The sequence below is a fragment of the Phytomonospora sp. NPDC050363 genome, from assembly GCF_040655735.1.
Taxonomy (GTDB): domain Bacteria; phylum Actinomycetota; class Actinomycetes; order Mycobacteriales; family Micromonosporaceae; genus Phytomonospora.
Window position 1 is genome coordinate 420,961 of record NZ_JBFAKK010000004.1, and the last position, 18,702, is coordinate 439,662.

21 protein-coding genes are annotated in these 18,702 nt (G+C 71.3%); 8 read left to right on the plus strand and 13 right to left on the minus strand.

Annotated features, from left to right (window positions below; all coding sequences use genetic code 11):
• Window positions 1-44 precede the first annotated feature (44 nt).
• From AB0I28_RS13365 to AB0I28_RS13375, 3 genes are read right to left on the minus strand one after another with little or no spacing between them, the layout of a single operon-like run.
• Window positions 45-491: an SRPBCC domain-containing protein gene (locus tag AB0I28_RS13365; protein WP_357492858.1), complete on the minus strand. Its 447-nt coding sequence runs from the start codon at window positions 489-491 to the stop codon at window positions 45-47.
• 27 nt (window positions 492-518) lie between these two features.
• Window positions 519-872, minus strand: coding sequence for a metalloregulator ArsR/SmtB family transcription factor (locus AB0I28_RS13370; RefSeq protein ID WP_357492860.1), 354 nt, complete (start codon window positions 870-872; stop codon window positions 519-521).
• Window positions 869-1,330 carry an SRPBCC family protein gene (locus AB0I28_RS13375; protein ID WP_357492862.1) on the minus strand — a complete coding sequence of 154 codons (462 nt, stop codon included), beginning with the start codon at window positions 1,328-1,330 and terminating at the stop codon, window positions 869-871. Before AB0I28_RS13375 ends, AB0I28_RS13370 begins: the two co-directional genes overlap by 4 nt.
• 152 nt (window positions 1,331-1,482) lie before the next feature.
• On the opposite strand from AB0I28_RS13375, the gene AB0I28_RS13380 reads away from it, so the two are divergent.
• Window positions 1,483-2,232: a GNAT family N-acetyltransferase gene (locus AB0I28_RS13380; RefSeq protein ID WP_357492864.1), complete on the plus strand. Its 750-nt coding sequence runs from the start codon at window positions 1,483-1,485 to the stop codon at window positions 2,230-2,232.
• A 6-nt stretch (window positions 2,233-2,238) separates the two neighbouring features.
• On the opposite strand, the gene AB0I28_RS13385 is transcribed toward AB0I28_RS13380, so the two are convergent.
• Window positions 2,239-2,820 carry a helix-turn-helix domain-containing protein gene (locus tag AB0I28_RS13385; protein ID WP_357492866.1) on the minus strand — a complete coding sequence of 194 codons (582 nt, stop codon included), beginning with the start codon at window positions 2,818-2,820 and terminating at the stop codon, window positions 2,239-2,241.
• 62 nt (window positions 2,821-2,882) lie between these two features.
• Here AB0I28_RS13385 and AB0I28_RS13390 point away from each other — a divergent pair, with 62 nt between their 5' ends.
• Window positions 2,883-3,668: an ABC transporter ATP-binding protein gene (locus AB0I28_RS13390; protein WP_357492868.1), complete on the plus strand. Its 786-nt coding sequence runs from the start codon at window positions 2,883-2,885 to the stop codon at window positions 3,666-3,668.
• Window positions 3,669-4,967 carry an FtsX-like permease family protein gene (locus tag AB0I28_RS13395; protein WP_357492869.1) on the plus strand — a complete coding sequence of 433 codons (1,299 nt, stop codon included), beginning with the start codon at window positions 3,669-3,671 and terminating at the stop codon, window positions 4,965-4,967. It abuts the gene before it with no gap.
• Between the two features lie 45 nt (window positions 4,968-5,012).
• On the opposite strand, the gene AB0I28_RS13400 is transcribed toward AB0I28_RS13395, so the two are convergent.
• Entirely contained in the window at window positions 5,013-5,408 is a 396-nt protein-coding gene (locus tag AB0I28_RS13400) for a hypothetical protein (protein WP_357492871.1), read from the minus strand.
• A 314-nt stretch (window positions 5,409-5,722) separates the two neighbouring features.
• On the opposite strand from AB0I28_RS13400, the gene AB0I28_RS13405 reads away from it, so the two are divergent.
• Together AB0I28_RS13405 and AB0I28_RS13410 are read left to right on the plus strand one after the other, a co-directional pair.
• Entirely contained in the window at window positions 5,723-6,928 is a 1,206-nt protein-coding gene (locus AB0I28_RS13405) for an MFS transporter (RefSeq protein WP_357492873.1), read from the plus strand.
• Window positions 6,929-7,014: 86 nt separating this feature from the next.
• Window positions 7,015-7,209 carry a hypothetical protein gene (locus tag AB0I28_RS13410; RefSeq protein WP_357492875.1) on the plus strand — a complete coding sequence of 65 codons (195 nt, stop codon included), beginning with the start codon at window positions 7,015-7,017 and terminating at the stop codon, window positions 7,207-7,209.
• Between the two features lie 78 nt (window positions 7,210-7,287).
• Here the strand turns inward: AB0I28_RS13410 and AB0I28_RS13415 are convergent, their stop codons facing one another.
• Window positions 7,288-9,534, minus strand: a complete 2,247-nt coding sequence (locus AB0I28_RS13415; protein ID WP_357492877.1) for an MMPL family transporter — start codon at window positions 9,532-9,534, stop codon at window positions 7,288-7,290.
• A gap of 139 nt (window positions 9,535-9,673) precedes the next feature.
• On the opposite strand from AB0I28_RS13415, the gene AB0I28_RS13420 reads away from it, so the two are divergent.
• On the plus strand, window positions 9,674-10,261 hold the full coding sequence (locus AB0I28_RS13420; protein WP_357492879.1) for a TetR/AcrR family transcriptional regulator: 588 nt from the start codon (window positions 9,674-9,676) through the stop codon (window positions 10,259-10,261).
• Here the strand turns inward: AB0I28_RS13420 and AB0I28_RS13425 are convergent.
• Genes AB0I28_RS13425 through AB0I28_RS13440 form a run of 4 tightly spaced genes read right to left on the minus strand, consistent with a single transcriptional unit; the run spans window position 10,233 to window position 13,910 of the window.
• Window positions 10,233-10,898, minus strand: coding sequence for a response regulator transcription factor (locus AB0I28_RS13425; RefSeq protein ID WP_357492881.1), 666 nt, complete (start codon window positions 10,896-10,898; stop codon window positions 10,233-10,235). The genes AB0I28_RS13420 and AB0I28_RS13425 overlap by 29 nt on opposite strands.
• Entirely contained in the window at window positions 10,895-12,160 is a 1,266-nt protein-coding gene (locus AB0I28_RS13430) for a sensor histidine kinase (RefSeq protein ID WP_357492883.1), read from the minus strand. The genes AB0I28_RS13425 and AB0I28_RS13430 overlap by 4 nt, the downstream gene beginning before the upstream one ends.
• Before the next feature lie 22 nt (window positions 12,161-12,182).
• Window positions 12,183-12,965 (minus strand): ABC transporter permease, encoded by a 783-nt coding sequence (locus AB0I28_RS13435; RefSeq protein ID WP_357492885.1) that lies wholly within the window; start codon window positions 12,963-12,965, stop codon window positions 12,183-12,185.
• Between the two features lie 30 nt (window positions 12,966-12,995).
• Window positions 12,996-13,910 carry an ABC transporter ATP-binding protein gene (locus tag AB0I28_RS13440; RefSeq protein WP_357492887.1) on the minus strand — a complete coding sequence of 305 codons (915 nt, stop codon included), beginning with the start codon at window positions 13,908-13,910 and terminating at the stop codon, window positions 12,996-12,998.
• Window positions 13,911-14,181: 271 nt separating this feature from the next.
• Between AB0I28_RS13440 and AB0I28_RS13445 the strand changes: the two genes are divergently transcribed.
• On the plus strand, window positions 14,182-15,399 hold the full coding sequence (locus AB0I28_RS13445) for a cytochrome P450 (protein WP_357492889.1): 1,218 nt from the start codon (window positions 14,182-14,184) through the stop codon (window positions 15,397-15,399).
• Between the two features lie 4 nt (window positions 15,400-15,403).
• Here the strand turns inward: AB0I28_RS13445 and AB0I28_RS13450 are convergent, their stop codons facing one another.
• Both AB0I28_RS13450 and AB0I28_RS13455 read right to left on the minus strand, forming a co-directional pair.
• Window positions 15,404-15,796 (minus strand): ASCH domain-containing protein, encoded by a 393-nt coding sequence (locus AB0I28_RS13450; RefSeq protein ID WP_357492891.1) that lies wholly within the window; start codon window positions 15,794-15,796, stop codon window positions 15,404-15,406.
• A 65-nt stretch (window positions 15,797-15,861) separates the two neighbouring features.
• Window positions 15,862-16,158, minus strand: coding sequence for a metalloregulator ArsR/SmtB family transcription factor (locus AB0I28_RS13455; RefSeq protein WP_357492893.1), 297 nt, complete (start codon window positions 16,156-16,158; stop codon window positions 15,862-15,864).
• Window positions 16,159-16,229: 71 nt separating this feature from the next.
• On the opposite strand from AB0I28_RS13455, the gene AB0I28_RS13460 reads away from it, so the two are divergent.
• Window positions 16,230-17,297, plus strand: a complete 1,068-nt coding sequence (locus tag AB0I28_RS13460; RefSeq protein ID WP_357492895.1) for a questin oxidase family protein — start codon at window positions 16,230-16,232, stop codon at window positions 17,295-17,297.
• 427 nt (window positions 17,298-17,724) lie between these two features.
• Here AB0I28_RS13460 and AB0I28_RS13465 read toward each other — a convergent pair whose 3' ends face one another.
• Window positions 17,725-18,696 (minus strand): helix-turn-helix domain-containing protein, encoded by a 972-nt coding sequence (locus AB0I28_RS13465; RefSeq protein ID WP_357492897.1) that lies wholly within the window; start codon window positions 18,694-18,696, stop codon window positions 17,725-17,727.
• Window positions 18,697-18,702 lie beyond the last annotated feature (6 nt).

An 18,702-nucleotide genomic window follows, 5' to 3' on the forward strand; every position in this document is an offset into this window, starting at 1 on the left:
GGGATGTCGCCCACCTGGCCGGGTCCGCAGGCCCCTCGCGGGGCTCAGTTGAAGTCGTCGATCTTGACGTCGTTCGGCGCCGGAGCGCCCTTACCGGTCTCGATCATGGCCTTCAGACTCATCAGGAACACCGCCCACTTGGTGCTGCAGTGGTGCATGAACATCACCGGTTCCTTCCAGCCCGCGTGCTTGAACTGCACCGAGGCGTAGTCGGCGGACTGTGACAGATCGAAGCCCACGTGCGTCCCCACCCACTCCTCGGGACCGTCGATGACCTCCCAGAGCACCTTCTCGTCGGGGACGAGTTCGACGACCTTCATGTCGAATCCGCCGAGGTCGCCGAACCGGAATTCGAGCCGGCCGCCGACCGTGTCGCCGACACCGCTGGTGTCGGTCGTCCACCAGCCGGCCAGACCGTCGGCGGTCGTCAGGGCCTTGAAGACCTCGTCGACGCTCGACCGGACGCCGACCTTGTGCAGGATGTCCACCATTGTCTTCTCCTTCGCCGTGTGTCGTGCCTACGGGTTGTGCTGTGGCCTGTGCTGGTCCGCGGTGCGCTGAATCGCCTCGGCGATCTCCTTGATGCGCCGCAGACGCGCGTCCCAGGTCGCCCCCACCGACGACAGCTGCGCCACCGCGCGGGCGAGTTGCCGCTCGTCCACCCGGTATCGCCTCTCCCGCCCGGAGGGTGTCGCGTGCACCAGTCCGACGCGGTCGAGCACGCCGAGGTGTTTGGCGATCGCCTGCCGGGTCACGGGAAGCCGTGTGCTGAGGCTCGTGGCCGTGCCTTCGCCGTCGGCCAGGAGCAGGTCGAGCATCCGGCGCCGGGTCGGATCACCGACCGCCGACCAGAGTTCGTCGTCGACGGTCACTTCGCGGATCCGAGCCGGTTGGCGTACTCGTCGAGGCGGGGGACGAAGGTGTCCCAGCCCTTGACGTGGTCGGCGTACAGTTCGGCCGCCTTGGCCTCGTCCCAGCCCAGCTCGCGGAAACCGGTCTCGGTGAGCCGGATCGTGGTGCCGCTTCCCGAGGGAGTGAGGTCGAAGGTCACCAGCAGCGACTTCGCGCTGTCGGAGACGGTGCCGTCGGGGTAGGCCCAGCGGAAGGCGAACCGCTTGTGCGGGTCGGCCTCCACGATGGTCAGCGGCTCGACGCCCTCCCTGTCGCCCCAGACCAGTTCGCCCACCGCTCCCGGCTTCGACTCGAAGCTCGCGTCGTCGGACCACCACTGGGAGATGTGCTCGGGGCGGCTGACGACCTGGTAGGCGATCTCGGGCGAGGCCTCGACGTGGATCTCGCGCTCGATGCTGCCGTATTCCATGCTCTTCATGATTCCTCCATGTGCAACGTTTGGTTGCACATCACGTTAGTCGAGGATTCGCCGTCATGCAACCATTAGTTGCATGTTCTTTCGGGTGGTCCCAACGAACGGGCCCGGAATGGCGCTTTCGGCCGGTCCGCTCGGCGCCTACCGTGATCGGCATGAAGATCCAGACGAACCCGCCCGCCCTCGCCGAGGCCCCGCTTCGCCAGGCCCGCAATTCCGCCGCGTTCTGGACGGCGACCGCCCGTTCACGCGGACACGAGGTCCTCGCCCGCCGTGCCTTCCTCGCCGTGGTCGGCGACGAACGCGCCGGCACGCGCGTCCTCATTCAGGAACCCGATCTCGACGAGGCCGAGATCGCCGAGATCACCGCCCTCGCGCGGGGCGCCGCCGGGCCGGTCGACGCCGAGGATCCCTTCAGCGCCACCGATCTGAGTCTCCTGGGCATGCGTCACTGGCGGATGCCGGTCATGCTGCGCCTGCCCGGGCCCGTCGCGGCGCCCGCGATGGAGGTCGTCGCGGTGCGCGACGAGGAGGACCTCCGGGCGGCCGAGCGGGCCGTGATCGACGGCTTCGAGCTGGCCAGGTTCGAGCCGTACCGGCCCGGTGAGCTGTTCCCCACGGCGCTGCTCGAACAGCCCGGCGTGGACGTCTTCGTCGCGGTTCTCGACGGTTCCGTCGCCGGCGCGTGCGTCACCGTCGTCGCCGACGGCATCGGCAGTCACTACTGGGTCGCGACGCCCGCCGCCCACCGCTCGAAGGGCGTCGGCCGCGCGGTCATGCTCGGATCCACGGCGGGCCTGGCGCAAACGCCGCTCACGCTCACCGCGTCCCGGCTGGGGCGGCCGCTCTACGAGTCGCTGGGGTTCGTCGAGGCGTCTTCGTCGACGTGGTGGTCGACAAGCTGAGGGTGGTCAGGCCCACTCGTGAGTTTCCCGGCGGGTGTCCGCCGCGACGATCTCGGCGGCCGTGGGCGCGGCCGCCGGGTCGGTCAGCCACTGGAGGGCCGTCCCGACCAGTAGCGAGTAGTAGTGCGAGCCGGCGGCGTGCGCGTGCTCGGGATCGGCGTCCTCGCCGAGGTCGGCGAACGCCGCGGCGAGGGCCGTCCGCGAGGTCTTCTGCGCCTCGGCGTTCATCGCCTTTATCGCCGGGTCGTGCTGGGTGTAGGCGACCGACTCGAAGTTCACGAACCACAGCTCGCGGTTGGCCTGGATCGAGTCGATGATGCGCTCCCAGCGTCCGCGGTCGGCCTCGGCCCGATCGGCGCCCACGCTGTCCTTCGGGCCCTCCAGGGCGAGGAACAGCAGCTCGCCCCACTCGGTGTTGAGTTCGATGAGCGCTCGGGTGAGAAGCGCCTCCTTCGAACCGAAGTGGTAGTTGATCGACGCCTGGTTGGCCCCCGAGGAGGCGACCAGTTCCCGCACCGTGGTGCGCGCGTAGCCCGTACGCAGCAGACATTCGCGCGCGGCGCGGATCAGATTCTCCTTGTGGCCCATGGTGCTACCGTATCAGGTAAACGTTCGTTTCAAACGAACGTATGTATCTGAAAGAGGACATCATGTCGCATCCCTCGCGCACCCCGGGCACCCCGCCCGTCGTGCGAATCCATGACCTGCGCTGCCGCTACGACGGCGAGGCCGGCCCGGTCGACGCGCTTCGCGGCGTCGACCTCGACGTGCCGCGCGGGTCCTTCACGGCCATCATGGGACCGTCCGGGTCGGGCAAGACCACGCTGCTGCACTGCGCCGCGGGCCTCCAGAAGCCCACGTCCGGCACGGTCGAACTCGGCGGCGCCGACCTCTCCCGCCTCGACGAGACCGCCCTGACCCGGCTCCGCCGCCGTCGTGTCGGCTTCGTGTTCCAGGCCTTCCACCTGCTCGCCGCGCTCACCGCGCGCGAGAACGTCGAGCTTCCGCTGCGCCTCGACGGCCGCCGGCCCGATCCGCGCCACACCGCGGCCCTCCTCGACCGCGTCGGCCTCGGCGCGCGCGGCGGCCACCGCCCGCACCAGCTCTCCGGTGGGCAGAAGCAGCGGGTGGCGGTCGCTCGCGCCCTGATCACCGGCCCGGAGGTCGTCTTCGCCGACGAACCGACCGGCGCGCTCGACATCCGCAGCGCCCGCGACGTCCTCGGCCTGCTCCGCGACCTCGCCGACAACGGGCAGACGATCATCATGGTCACGCACGACCCGGTCGCCGCCTCCTTCTCCGACCAGGTCCTCTTCCTCGCCGACGGCATGATCGTCGACCATCTGCGGCGACCCTCGGCCCCCGACGTCGCCGCCCGCATGGCCACGCTCGTCGAGTCCGCCGAACGCGCCGCCGACACCGCCGGGGTGGTCTGAGTGCTCCGCTCACTGGCCCATCACCGTGGCGGAGCCGCCGCCAGCGGGCTCGTCGCCTTCATCGGCACCGTCCTGGTGACCGCCATGGCGGCACTCCTGGCCACCGGCTTCTCCGACACCACCCACGTCGCCGACCGCAGCTTCCTCACCCAGTTCCCGATCATCCTCGGCGGGTGGGTCGTGGCGATCGTGCTGTTCGCGATGGTCTCCACCGTCGGTGTCGCGCTCGCCGGGCGCGCCGGGGAGATCGCCGGGCTGCGCCTGGTCGGGGCGACCCCGCGCCAGGTGCAGACCAGGATCGCGGGGGAGACCCTCACGGTCGCGACGATCGCCGCCGTCCCGGGCCTGGCCGTCGGCCTGCTCACCGGAGCGTTCGTGCTGGATCGCATGCACGATGCCGGCCTGATCGGGAGCGGCACGGTCTACGCGCCCGGCGCCGCCCTGCCGGTGATCGCGGCGCTGCTCGTGCTCGTCGTCAGTGTCGTGGCCGCCTGGATCGGGAGCCGCACGCTCGCCGCCCGCAGTCCCGTCGCCGACCCTGAACCGACCGCGCTGGGCGGGCGTGGCGGCGACCGCTTCCGGCGCACGGCGGCGGTGGTGCTGCTGATCGCGGGACTCGGGTCGTCCTCGGCCGTGCTCGGCATGGACGCCGACAGCATCCTCACCACCGCCATGACCGGTCCGGCCGTCGTGCTGGTCGCCGTGGGTCTGTGCATGCTGGCCACCGAACTGCTGGCGCTGGCCAACCGGCTCGGCCGCGCCGGGGCGAGCGCTCCCGGGCACGTCGCCCGCATCAACGTGTCCGTCGTCCCTCGCCGGATCCGGCCGCTGGTGACCTTCCTGACGCTGTTCGTCGGGATCAGCGCGGGCACCCTCGCGATGCAGGACGTGGAGAACCGCCACGCCGTCCCCGGCGGGACCGCGCAGCTCCTGGCGGCGATCAACTACCTGGTCGTCGTGCTGATCGCGGCCTTCATGGCCATCGCGCTCACGAACAACCTCGTGGCGTCGATCGGCCAGCGGCGCACGGAGTTCGCGACCATGTCGCTCGTCGGTTCCACACGTGCGCAGACCCTGCGGATGCTCCTGCGGGAGGTGGGCACGGGAATCGCCGCGAGCGTGGTCGCCGGGACGATCGGCGCGATGGCGTGCGTCGTCCCCTTCGCCGTCGCCAAGACGGGCTCACCGGCGGCGGCCTTCGCGCCGCTCCCGTACGCGGCCGCCGTGGTCGTGGGCGCGGTCATCGCGCTGCTCGCCGCGGCGCTGGCGGGAAAGCGGGTGATCCGCACTGCCGCCTGACGCGGGAAGGGGCGCGCGATGCGGCGCGCCCCTTCGCCGGTCACATCACGCGATGGCGCTGCGGATCGCCGAGCAGGTGCCGGTCTTCACCGAGCCGTTGTCGCTGACGCAGACCTGGAAGCGCACCTGGAGGCCGTCGGTGACGGACTTGTTGAACGTCTTGCTGGTGTTGGCGCCGCCGCCGTTGTACATCTCGCCCTGGTAGGTGCTGCCGATCCACCAGTACGCGATGACGCCCGCACCGTCGGCGTGGTTGTCCTCGACGTAGAAGATCTCACCGTCGTGGGCGAAGAACAGCGTCCCGGCGTTGGCGGTGAAGCTGCCGCTGCCGATGGTCCCGGCGTCGCCGTTGGTGCCCGCGTGGGCAGGGGCCGCCGCCGCCAGGCTGATCGCCAGCGCCGCGGCGGTCGTGGCGAGGAGGGGGAGGATCCGCTTGCGCATGTGTCCTGCTTTCGTCGTGGGCCCGGGCCGTTCGGCCCGCGAGGATTTATACGTGATCGCCGGTGCGGAAAGTTGCTCCCCCGGTGATCCTTTTCGAGCGATGTGCGGCGAGTGTGCGGTTGGGGCACAGGTCACGCACGCCTTCACGAAGGAGCGCATGGCGGCCGGTATCCCTTGTGGACACCCGATCGCCGACGCCGTTTCCCCAGGCCATCGCACCGCCGCCACAATGCCGTGAGGGTCGACACGTGGATCGGCGCCCCCGCCGCCTGACGGACGGAAAGAGCACTCGGGAAGGCGGTACGTTCGAGATCATGACCGTCGACGCCGCAGCCCGCCCGTCCGCGGCGCTCCGGCGAGCCAGAGCCGCCGTCGCGGCCCTCTTCCTCACCAACGGGACCCTCTTCGCCAACCTCGTGCCCCGGCTCCCGCAGATCAAGGCCGACCTCGCGCTCGACAACTCCGCCTACGGCCTCATCGTGGCCGCCTTCCCCGCCGGAGCCATCGCCGCCGGACTCGCCGCGGCCGCGCTCATCCGCCGCTTCGGATCGGCGCGCATGGCCGTCGCCGGCACCATCCTCACCGGCCTCGGCCTCCTGGCGGCCGTCCTCGCGCCCACCCCGGCGGCGCTCGCCGCGCTGCTGTTCCTGGCCGGCGCCACCGACTCGGTCACCGACGTGGCCCAAAACGCCCACGGCCTGCGCGTTCAGCGGCGCTACGGCCGCTCCATCATCAACTCCCTGCACGCCGTGTGGTCCATCGGCGCGGTCCTCGGTGGCGCCATGGCCGCCGGCGCGATCGCCGTCGGCCTCAGCCGCGGAGTCCACCTCGGCATCGCGGCCGCGCTGTGCACGACGATCGCGCTGGTCGCGCAGCGCTTCTGCCTGCCCGGACGCGACGAGGACGCGACTTCGGGCGCGACCCCGCGCGAGACCGGCCGATCCGCCATCGGAGCCCGGACCCTGCTGATCCTCGGTGCACTGGTCCTCATCGCGATGGGCGGCACCCTCGTCGAAGACGCCGGCAGCTCCTGGGCGGCCCTCTACCTCTCGGTCGACCTCGGCGCTCCCGCCGCGCTCGCCGCGACCGGGTTCATCGCGCTCGTCGCCGCCCAGTTCGTCGGGCGCTTGATCGGCGACCGTCTCGTCGACCGTTTCGGGCAGCGCGCCGTCGCGCGATCCGGCGGCCTGCTGGTCGCCGCCGGCATGGGCCTCGCGCTGGCCTTCCCGACCGTCCCCGGCACGATCGCCGGTTTCGCCGCGGCCGGATTCGGTGTGTCAACGCTCGTCCCGGCGGCCATGCACGAGGCCGACGAACTCCCCGGCCTGCGGGCCGGTACCGGCCTCACTCTGGTGTCGTGGCTCATGCGGCTGAGCTTCCTGCTGTCACCGCCGCTGGTCGGCCTCCTCGCCGACGCCGCCGGGCTGCGCACGGGCTTGCTGGTCGTACCGGCCGCCGGTGTCGTCGTGGTCCTGCTCGCCGGCGTGCTCCAGCCGCGACGGCGCACCGGGCGCGCATGAGATCGCGGCGCGCCACCGGCCCTGAACGGCCGCCGGGCGTGCCACGATGAGCGAACCCCAAGAAGCACTCATGTCTGGAGTCGTCGATGCGCTGGGTTTGGCTGATCCTCGGAACGCTGCTCGTCCTGGCGGGCGCCGTCTGGACACTTCAGGGGCTGGACCTGCTCGGGCAGAGCGGCGGCATGAACGGACAGAAGATGTGGGCGGTGATCGGGCCCGTCACGGCGATCCTGGGGCTCGTCCTCATCGGCCTCGGTCTGCGCAAGAAGCGGGCGCCCTGACCTTTGGGCGAGATCCCCTCGTGAGACGGCGAAGCGGGAGCGGCGCACCGGCACCGCCCCCGCTGTGAGCCGAGGGCTCTAGACCCGGGCGTCCACCCGCTCGGGTTCGACGTCGGCGCGGCGCTCCAGTGAGGCGCCCTCGATGTCGACGTTCGGCAGGATCCGGTCGAGCCAGCGCGGCAGCCACCACGCCGAGCGGCCGAGCAGCGCCATGACGGCCGGGATCATGGTCATCCGCACGACAAGCGCGTCGATGGCCACGCCCAGGCCCATCGCGAAGGCGATCGGCGCCATGACGGCCGAGCCGGAGAACACGAAGCTGGAGAACACCGCGACCATGATCAGCGCGGCGGCCAGCACGACCCGGACGCCGTGGGCGTAACCGGAGCGCACCGATTTCAGCGGTGGGTCGTCGGTGGCCAGGCCGTGCACGTAGTCCTCGCGCATGCGCGACACCAGGAAGACCTGGTAGTCCATGGCGAGGCCGAACAGGATGCCGACCAGGAGCACCGGCATGAACGACAGCAGCGGCCCGGTCGCCGTCACGTTGAACACGTCCGACAGCCAACCCCACTGGTAGACCGCCGTGGTGGCGCCGAAGGCGGCCGCGACGGTCAGCAGGAACCCGAGGGCCGCGGTCAGCGGCACCAGCAGCGAGCGGAACGCGATCAGCAGGAGGATCAGCGCCAGCCCGACGACGATGGCGAGGAACACCGGCAGCGCGTTCTCCAGCTTCTCGGTCACGTCGATGTTGGCCGCCGCCGACCCGGTCACCCACACCGTGGTCCCCGCACCCGCCTCAAGTCCGCGGACCGCGTGCACGAGGTCGGCGGTCGCCTCCTCGTTGGGTCCGGTCTCGGGGAGGACGTAGATGAGCGCGGCCGAGGCGCCGTTCATGGTCGGCAGCCCGTTGGCGTCGGGCGTCCCGTTCGGCATCGGCGGTGCCACGTAGGCCGTCCCGGGGAGGTCGTCGATGGCGGTCTGCGTCGCGACCATCGCGGCGCCGAGGCCCTGCGGGTCGCCGGCGTCACCGTCGACGAGCACCACGAGCGGACCGTTGATGCCGGGACCGAAGCCCTCGGCGAGCATGTCGTAGGCCTGCCGGTCGCCGCTCTCCTCAGCCTCGCTGCCCTTGTCGGGCAGACCGAGGCGCATCGACACCACGGGGGCGGCGATCGCGCCGAGGAAGATCACGCCGAGCAGCAGCGTGACGACCGGATGCGCGGTGACCCAGTGGCCCCAGCGGTTGTCGGCGGAGTGCACGCGCTCGGCCGTGCGGGCCGCCCGGCCGCGAGGCACGAGCCGCTTCCCGGCGAAGCCGAGGATCGCCGGGACCAGCGTCACCGCGACCAGCACGGCGACGGCGACGGTCGCCGCCGCGGCCAGACCCATGATGGCCAGGAAGGGAATACCGGTGACGGCCAGGCCGGCCAGCGCGATGACGACGGTCAGGCCGGCGAAGACGATCGCGCTTCCCGCCGTGCCGACGGCCCGCCCGGTCGACTCGGCCGGATCCATGCCCGTGGCGAGCTGCTGCCGGTGCCGTGAGAGCAGGAACAGCGCGTAGTCGATGCCGACGGCCAGGCCGAGCATCAGCGCGAGGGTCAGCGTCGCCGAGGAGATCTCCACGACCGCCGACAGCGACAGCACGCCGCCGACGCCGATGCCGACCCCGAGCAGCGCGGTCAGCAGCGGCATCCCGGCGGCGAGCAGCGAACCGAAGGTCACCACGAGCACGATCAGGGCGATGAGCACGCCGATCGCCTCGGTCGGGGACAGGATCTCCAGCGCCGCCTTGAACGGGCCGCCGCTGAGGGCGACGGTATAGCCGCTGTCCTCAAGGGTGTCGGCGATCGCCTCCATCGCGTCCTTGGTACCGGCGTCGACGTCCTTGGCGGGGCCGCCGAACTGGACGTCGACATAGAGGACCGAGCCGTCGGGTGCGATGGCCTGGGACTCGACGGGGTCGGAGACCTCGACGACGTCGGCGGCGTCCCCGAGAGGCGCGACCGCGCCGAGCACGGCGGGCAGCCCGTCGCCGGTGGTGAAGTCGACGCCCTCGGGCGCCTGCACGACGATCCGCGATGAGGCCGGCGCGGTCTCGTCGTGGTCGTCACCGCCGCCGGCGACGCGGCCGAACTTCTCCTCCAGGATCTCCTGGGCACGGGCGGAGTCGGTACCGGGAATGGTGAACGCGTCGGTCATCTTCAGGCCGGAGGCGACCGCGCCGACGCTGATGCCGGCCACGGCGACCAGCCAGATGATGAGGACGAGCCACCGCCGGTGGAACGCGGCGCGTCCGAGACGGTAGAGGAAAGAGGCCATGGTGATCCTTGATTCGGGCGGACACAGGGGACCGCGAGAGGGGTACGGCTTCCGCAACGGTAAACCAACGCCTGTTGGTTATCCAACGCGTGTCGGATTACCATCCGGGGTCCGGCACATGACCTGAGAGAATGATCGAGTGGACCGTCGCATCGCCCGTACGCGCAACCTGCTCCAGGAAGCGCTGCTCGCGCTCGCCCGCGAGAAGGACCTCGACGCGATCTCGATCGCCGACATCACCGAGCGGGCGACGGTCAATCGGAGCACCTTCTACCAGCACTATCCCGACAAGGACACGCTGCTGGCCGACGCCCTCGACGAACAGGCGGCCAAGGCGGGTGCCGGTGTGCTCGACATGGAGGTGAAGTCGGAGCCGCAGACGCTGGCGCTGCTGCTGCGGTACGTGGAGCACCTCGCCGACCACGCCTCGCTCTACCGCAAGACCCTGGGACCCCACGGCTCCCCGCTGGCCACGGCGAGGCTGCGCCGGAGGATCGAGTTGATCGCGACTCTCGCCATCGAGGCCTTCGGGCGCGGGAAGGTGTCGGGCCTGCCCCCGGAGATCGCGGCGGCGGGCATCACCGGCGCGCTCATGGGCGTGCTGACCGCCTGGCTCGAACTCGACCCGATGCCCGCGCCCGAGGTCGCCGCCGACTGGGCGTGGCGCGCGGTCGGCGGCCCGGACTCCTTGAGCGCGGTCAGGTTCCTTCCGGCGACTGGGGAGTGAGCAGTCGCCGGTTGAAGGCCTCGGCGACGGCTGCCGCCCGGTCGCCGACCCCGAGTTTGGCGTAGATGTTGAGCAGGTGGCTCTTGACCGTGGCCTCGGTGATGAACAGCTTCGCGGCGGCCTCGCGGTTGGTGTTGCCGCCCGCGACCAGTTCGAGGACCTCCAGTTCCCGGCGGCTGAGCACCTGCCGGGAGGGCGTCTTGACGCGGTTCATCAGCCACGCCGCCACCGACGGGGAGAGCACGGTCTCGCCTTTCGCGGCGGCCCGCGCGCCCCGCAGCAGATCCTCGCGGGGAGAGTCCTTGAGCAGGTAGCCGGTGGCGCCCGCCTCGATCGCGGGCAGCACGTGGGAGTCGGTGTCATAGGTGGTCAGGACCAGCACTCGCGCGGTGACGCCGAGCCGGGCCAGCTCGGTGATCGCCGCGAGCCCGTCCATGCCCGGCATGCGCAGGTCCATCAGGATCACGTCGGGTTCGAGTCGCCGGGCCATGCGGACGGCCTCGGCGCCGTCGGCGGCCTCGCCCAGCACCTCGAACCCAGGGGCGGAGGCGAACATGCTGCTCAGCCCGTCCCGTACGACGGGGTGGTCGTCGGCGATCAGGAGCCGCACGGGCGTCTCGGCGGTGTCCTCGGTCATCGACGGTTTCCGTTCGGTGTGGGGACGGAGGCCGAGACGCCGGTTCCGGTGCCGGGCTCGGATTCGAGCCGCAGCGTCCCGGACAGGCTTTCGACCCGTTCGCGCATGATCGTAAGCCCGAAGCCGCCGGAGGAGTCCGAGGTCGAGGCGGACGGCGACCGGAGCCCCGCGGGATCGAAGCCGCGGCCGTCGTCGCGCACGTCCAGGGCGACCTCGTTATCCAGGTACGACAGGGTCACGCCGGCCCGGGTCGCGCCGGCGTGCTTGGCGACGTTGGCCAGTGCCTCCTGCGCCGTTCGCAGCAGCACGAACTCCGTCTCGGCCGAGACCGGCCGCACCGTTCCCGTCGTCGTCACGTGCGCGGTGACCCCGTGCAGCGCCGACCAGCGGTCGGCGACCTCGGCCAGCGCCTCGCTGAGCCGCGCGGTCTCCAAGGTCCGCGGCCGGAGCGCGTCGACGGAGCGCCGGGCCTCCGTGAGGCTGTCGCGGGCGAGTCCTTTCACGGCCTCGAAGGGGCGGCGCCACTCGTCGGGGGTCTCGCGGATCTGCTCGGCGGCCTGGAGCTGGGTGATGATCCCGATGAGGCCCTGCGCCACGGTGTCGTGGATCTCGCGGGCCATGCGCCGCCGTTCGTCGAGGGCGCCGGACTCCCTTGCCTGGGCGAGGAGACGATCGTGGAGCGCGGCGTTCTCGGCGAGCGTGGCCTCCAGCAGGCGGTTGGTGCGGCCCAGTTCGGCGAGGGCGTCGTCGAGTTCGGTCCGTTCGGTCTCGTCGAGCCGGAGGAACCAGGCCATGCCGACCATGATGACCATGTTGCCGACGACGATGGCCAGGTGGAGCGCCAGGCCCTGCGGACCGGACAGGTCCACACTGGACGCCTGCGCGGTTCCGGCGACGATCGACACGGCCGCCACCGCCGGAACCCGCCAGGGCCAGGTGAGCACGGCGAAGGCGTGGATGAAGGGGGCGGTGGTGAAGAAGCCGAAGGTGGGGTCGAGCAGGACGAGGGCCGTCGTCAGCGCGAGCAGGCCGCAGAAGAAGACCCCCATCAGGACCGGGCGCTCCCACCAGCCCTCTCGCAGGGTGAACATGGTGAGCATCCACACCGCGGTCGCCGCGCACAGGCCCAGGATCAGCAGTGCCCTGCCGCCTTCGGGCCGGTTCACCACGATCGTGAAGACCGCGAGGACGGCCAGCAGCGAGTACGGGATCACGTTCACCAGCAGGCGCGGGGGCCGTCGTTCCGGCGTTCTCGTCTTCACGTCCCCTCCTTCGGCTTCGGGTCTACTGCCAGCGGAACCAGCGGATCGCCGCCGCTGAACAGATGATCGCGTACCCCAGCAGGGCGAGTACGGGCTGGACATGCGGGAACGAGCCCTCGTAGGCGTCCTGGAACACGCGCATCGCGGCGCCCAGCGGTGTGTAGTGGCTGATGTCACGCAGCAGCGGGGGCATCTGGGTGATCGGGATCCACAGCCCGGCGAAGAACATCATCGGGAAGAACAGCACCGTGCCGATCGCCGAGGCCGAGTGGCGTCCGGGCGCCAGTGCCGTGATCAGCAGGCCGATCGACAGCATGGCGACCGCGACCAGCGCCCAGCCGACGGCGAAGGCGGCGATGCTACCGGGGAGGTGGACACCGAAGGCGATGACGGCCACGCTGTAGAACAGGACCGCGGCGACGATCGCGATGGCGAGGTTCGCCGCGAGTTGGGCGGCGAGCACACGGATCGAGCCGATGGGAGTGGTCTGCATACGCCGGAGCACGCCGTGTTCGCGATAGCCTGCGAGCGTGCCCGGCAGCGCGATGAGGGCCAGCAGGGCCAGGGTGAACAAGATGATCACCGGCACGTAGATCTCGAAGGCGGCGAGGCCGCCGTTCTCCTCGCTGGGTTCCCGCAAGGAGGGGATGCTGCCGAGGATGATCATCAGGACCAGGGGGAAGCCGACGCCCCAGAAGGGACCGACCTTCTCGCGGACGTTGAGTTTCATCTCGGCCCGGATGAGGCGCCACGTCGCCGAGCCGCCCTTGGCGGCCGGCGGAGCGGTGGTGTTCGGTGCTGACATCGAACTGCTTCCTTTCTCAAGACGGTGGGGTCAGTGGGCGTCGAGGTGTCGGCCGGTCAGCGCGACGAACGCGTCCTCCAGGCTCGCCTGCTCGACGCGAAGCCGCTCGGCGGCGATCCGGCGGTGGGCCAGGACGGCGGTCACGGCGTTGAGGGCGTTGTCGTTGCCGTCGACGATGACCAGCTCCCCCTGGCGGGTGAGGCCGGTGACGTCGGGAAGGCCGGTCAGCAGTTCGTCGGCGAAGGGCGCCGAGGGGCGAAACCGGATCCGCTGGCCGACGCGCGCCAGCGATGTCAGGCCGGCGGGGGTGTCGACGGTGACGACGCGGCCGGCGTCGATGAGGGCGAGGCGGTCGCAGAGCCGCTCGGCCTCCTCCATGAAGTGGGTGACCAGCACGATCGTCACGCCGCGGGAGCGCACGCCCTCGATCAGCTCCCAGGTGTCGCGCCGGGCCTGCGGGTCGAGGCCGGTGGTGAGTTCGTCGAGGATGGCCACCTTCGGGTCCCCGACGAGCGCCAGGGCGATGGACAGGCGCTGCTTCTGACCGCCGGAGAGCTTGTCGTACCTGGTCGCGGCCTTCTCGCCGAGGCCGAGGCTCTCCATGATCCAGCGCCAGTCGGCGGGGGCGGGGTAGAAGGAGCTGTAGAGCTCCAGTGCCTCGGCGACCTTCATGCGGTCGGGCAGCCGTCCGTCCTGCAACTGGACGCCGAGCCGCCTGGTGAGTTCGGCGCGGTCGCGGAGGGGGTCGAGGCCGAGGACCTTGATCTCGCCCCGGTCGGGGGCCCGGATTCCCTCGACGCACTCGACGGTCGTGGTCTTCCCGGCGCCGTTCGGGCCGAGGATCCCGAAGATCTCGCCCTCCTCGACGGTGAGCGAGACGTCGTCGACGGCGATCTTGTCCCCATGGCGTTTGTGGAGGTTGCGTACCTCGACGACCGTTGGCATGTGCTGTCCTCTCGGGTCGGGTTCCGGTGTTCTTCGGCCGTGTTCAGCCTCGCAAGGAGTGCCCGAAAGCGACATTGACCAGGGGACGGGACCTGGCCGCCGGTCGGCGGGCCGGTGCGGGTGGCCGGGCGGGGGAGGGGTATCAGCCGATCGGTGGGGTCGACGTTCGCGGCGGCGCCGGTACTTCCCGGTCGGTGACCGGGCAACGCCGGATTGTCGCCATCACGACCGCATGGTGGCGATCATGTTTCGAGGAGTGCTTGGCTGCGCCATGACCACCTCCATCACCCCCGTGACCCTCGACTCCACCGGAACCCGCCTCCACGAGCAGACCGCCGAACTGCGCGCCCACTCGGCTGTGCGCGTCAACCTCCGCGACGGCGTCAGCGCCTGGGCGGTCACCGACGGCGCCCTGGTCAAGAAGCTGCTCACCGACCCGCGCGTGTCCCGCGACGCGCGCCGCCACTGGCCGGACTTCGACCCCGAGGCACCGCCGAGCTGGCTGGTGCCGTGGACGGCGCCGAGCATGTTCAACGCCTATGGGGCCGACCACGGCCGGATGCGCCGCCTCGTCGCCAGGGCCTTCACCGTCCGCAGTATCGAGGCGATGCGCCCGGCCGTCGAGCAGATCGTCAACGGCCGCCTCGAAGCCCTCGGCGACACCCCGCCCGGCGCGGTCGTGGACCTGCGCCGCGCCTTCTCCTACAAGATCCCCATCACCGTCATCTGCGACCTGTTCGGTGTGCCCGAGCACAAGCGGTCGTCGACCCACGAGATCCTGGACCGCACCAACGACACCTCGCTGTCCACGGAGGAGGCCAACGCCACCGGCGCCCGCCTGATCGCCGAGATGGCCGCCCTCATCGAGTACAAGCGGGAGAACCCCGGCGACGACCTGACCACAAGGCTGCTGGCCATGCAGGACGAGAACGGCGACGCGCTGACCGGCGAGCAGCTCGTCGGCACGCTGATCCTGTTCGTCGGGGCGGGCGCCGAGACGGCCGTGTCCCTCATCGACCACGCCGTCGTCAATCTCCTGAGCCACCCCGAGGCGCTGGAGGCCGTCCGCCGCGACCCCGCGCGCTGGAACGACGTCATCGACGAGACATTACGGCTGGACTCGCCCGTCGGCTACCTGCCGCTGCGCTACGCGATCGCCGACATCGAGCTGCCCGACGGGACGGTCGTCGCCGCGGGTGACCCGCTCATCATCGGGTTCCTCGCGCACGGCCGCGACCCCTCGGTCCACAGTGAACCCGAACGATGGAACCTCGACCGCGCCGACACCGAGCACCTCGCCTTCGGGCACGGCGTGCACTTCTGCATCGGCGCGCCCCTGGCGCGGCTGGAGGCGAACGTGGCGCTGCGGGGACTGTTCGCGCGCTTCCCGGATCTGGCGCTGGCCGTTCCCGTCGGTGAGCTGCGAAAACTGCCGTCGTTCATCAACAACGACTACGCGGCCCTGCCGGTGCGCCTGACGCCGGGGTGAGCGGTCAGTCGGCGAGGCGGAAGTGCAGGCACACCACCGGCGTCTCCGCCGTGACCGGCGTGCCCAGTTCCGCCCAGAACTCCGCGTGCGTCTCGCGCCAGTGCTCCACCGACGTGTAGCCCTCGCCCTCGTCGAACGCGAAGGCCATGTCGACCTCCCCGAAGGGGACGGTCTCGACGGCTGTCACCTCGACGACGGCGACGGGCTCCCCGGCGTCGTCGAGCAGGGCGAGGCGTTCACCGACCTGTTCGAGGACTTCCCGCTCCTGGCCGTACTCGTCGAGGAGGGACGCCGTCGCGGTCTTGTCGCCGGACAGGACGAGCGAGTTCAGCCGCGCCCGCAGTCTGCCGGGCGTGCCCAGTTCGAGTGCGCGCAGACCGTTGACGCGTGGCCACATGGCGGTGTCCTCTCCGGCGCGCCCCGGCACGCCACGATGATCATCGTAGGCGGGCGCTGCGGTCCTCAGGCCGCGACCGGTGCCCCCATCAGCTCACCGAGCAGTTCGGTGAGCGGCCGGAGCGCGTCGGGCGCCAGCGAGTAGCAGATCGTCGTTCCCTCCCGCCGGGTCGTGACGAGGCCCGCTTCGCGCAGGGTGCGCAGGTGCGCCGAGATGGTCGGCTGGGCGACGCCGAAGACCTCGGTGAAGTCGCACGCGCAGGTGTCGGGGTCGGTGGCGAGTCTGCGCAGCACACCGAGCCGGATCGGGTGCGCCATGGCCTTGAGGATCTCGATCTGGCGCTTGCTCTCCTCTGTTCCCACCCGCACAGTCTATCGTGAGGCAGCTATATATGGTTTACTCAATATAGCGAGTTGACTATATAGGAGCTGTCATGAGTCCCACCCCCAACAGCCAGGGCATCCTCGACGAGGCCTACGACCGCCTTCACACATCCGGCCCCGAACGCGTCGGAGGCTGGCTCACCAACCACGCCCCCATGACCGTCGAGGCCCTCGCCCGCAACGGTCACGCCGACGCCGTCCACCACTGGATCGACGTCTACGCGCCCGGTCTCGACGAGGTCCCGCGCGGACTCGACCCGGTCACCGACGACAACTGGCGCGAAGCCTTGGGCGACGGCAAACGCCTCGGCGACTGGCCCGCCTGGTTCCGCCGCCATCTCGCCGAACGCGAATGGACCGACGTGCTCGCCGAATGGTGGCCGCGACTCCTCCCCGGCATCGCCGCCGGCGCCACCCATGGCGTCATCCGCGTCGGGCACGCCGTGCGGACGCTTCGCGAGGACGGCGTCAACGACATCCGCGTCGAGGAACTCGTCCAGGCCCTCGCCTACTGGGCCGCCCGATGGCAGCCCGTCACCGGTGTCGCGGCCCCCTCCGGCCGCCTCGACCCCCAAGCCGCGCTCGACGACGTGCCGCGCATTCCCGACCAGACCGGCGGCATCAACACACGCCTCGACCAGCTCACCGGCCTGAGCGGCTGGAGTGCCGCGCTCGCCGCCCTGCGTCCCGCCGACGACCCCGATGAGGGCCACCGCAGGCTCACCGACGTCGTCACCGCCGCCACCCGCAGGTACCTCGACTTCGGGCACGGCAACCCCACGATGCTCGTTCACGGTGCCACCGCCCCCAACGCGGTGCTGCGCGTCCTGCCGTCCCTGCCCCGCGACCAGTGGGTCACCAGCGCGAACATCGGCTGGGCCGCCTCCGCCGCGGTCTTCGCCGTGTACGCCCCGACGGCCCCCGCCGACCCCGACGGCCTGCCCACCGTCCCCGACGCCACCGACCCCGCCGACATCTTCGCCGCCGCCGCCGCGCACGGCGACGAACACGTCGTCAAGTTCGCCGACACCGCCCTCGACGTCTTCGGCTGGACCGGTTCCCCGACGGCCCTCGCGGCGGCCCTGCGCGCCCGCGACCTGCACGAGCCGACGATCTGAGCCCGCGACCCCGGCCCCTCACGCGGTGAGGGGCCGGTGTGCGGTGAGGGTGGGGGTGGTGTGATGGCGTGGAGTCCCGGCCCGCTCGCGTACCCCAGCGGCAGGGTTCCCGTGGGACGCCGAGGTGCGCCGGCCGCGCGCGGGTGTCAGCCTGTTTGTCCCCCGCTGATCGCGCTGTTTCCTGCACGCGGACAGCAGGCACTCAGGCGGTCGCGGTGGGCGGGAAACCGTCCACTTCGCGCTGCGGCGCCAAGTGGCGAAACCAGTCGCCCTCGGAGGCGAGCGCGCCCCGCAGGAAGCCGGCGAGGTCAGCGGCGACGCGGTACCGCGCGTCCGTCTCGTGGTCCCAGACGATGATTTCCGGTGGTGGCGAACGGAGACGACGCCAGGAACCACTCCCACATGTCCCAGATCCTCCCGCCCCGCCCTACCCCGCCCCGAAGCGCCGCCGGTATCCCGTCGGGCTCAGCCCCGTCTGCCGCCGCAGCCTCAGCCGCAGGTTCGCCGCCGTCCCCAGCCCGCTGCGCCGTGCCACCACGTCGAGGCGCTCCTCCCCGCGTTCGATGAGGCGACAGGCGAGCGCGACGCGCTCGGCGGTCAGCCACGCCAGCGGCGTGGTGTCGAGCTGCGCGCGGAAGCGGCGGTGGAGGGTCGCGGTGCTCACGGCCGCGCGGGCGGCCAGGTCGGCGACGGTCAGCGGCTCGTCAAGGCGTTCGGTGGCCCAGGCCAGCGCCGGAGCCAGCGACTCGTCCGGCACTTCGGGGACGGGCCGCTCGACGAACTGCCGCTGCCCGCCGTCGCGGTGTGCGGCGAACACCAGGCGGCGGCTCACCGAGTTGGCGACCTCGTAGCCGTGGTCGCGGCGGACGATGTGCAGGCCGAGGTCGAGGGCCGCCGCGCTTCCCGCCGAGGTGAGGATGTCGCCGTCGTCGACGAAGAGCACGTCGGCTTCGAGCCGCACGGCGGGAAACCGCTCCCGGAACGCCTCGGCCCACTGCCAGTGGGCGGTGGCGCGGCGGCCGTCGAGCACCCCGGCCTCGGCGAGGGTGAAGGCACCGCTGCAGAAACCGACGAGCCGCGCCCCGCGCGCGTGCGCCCGCCGCACGGCGTCGAGGACCTCCGGACGGCGCGGCGCCTGCGTGTCGGGCCGGTTGGGCACGATCAGGGTGTCGGCGCCGTCGGCCAGTTCGAGCCCCCCGACACCGGTGAGCGCGAAGAACCCGTCCCTCATCGGCGTGCGCGGCTCGGGCGAGCAGAGCGCGAAGTCGTAGAGCTCGCGACCCAGCTCGGGCCGCCGCAGCCCGAACACCTCGGTCGCGCAGCCCAGCTCGAAGGGGTTGGAGTTCTCGTCGACGATGACGACGACCCGATGCGGCGGCTGCGAGGATCCTTGCGGCATGTGCGA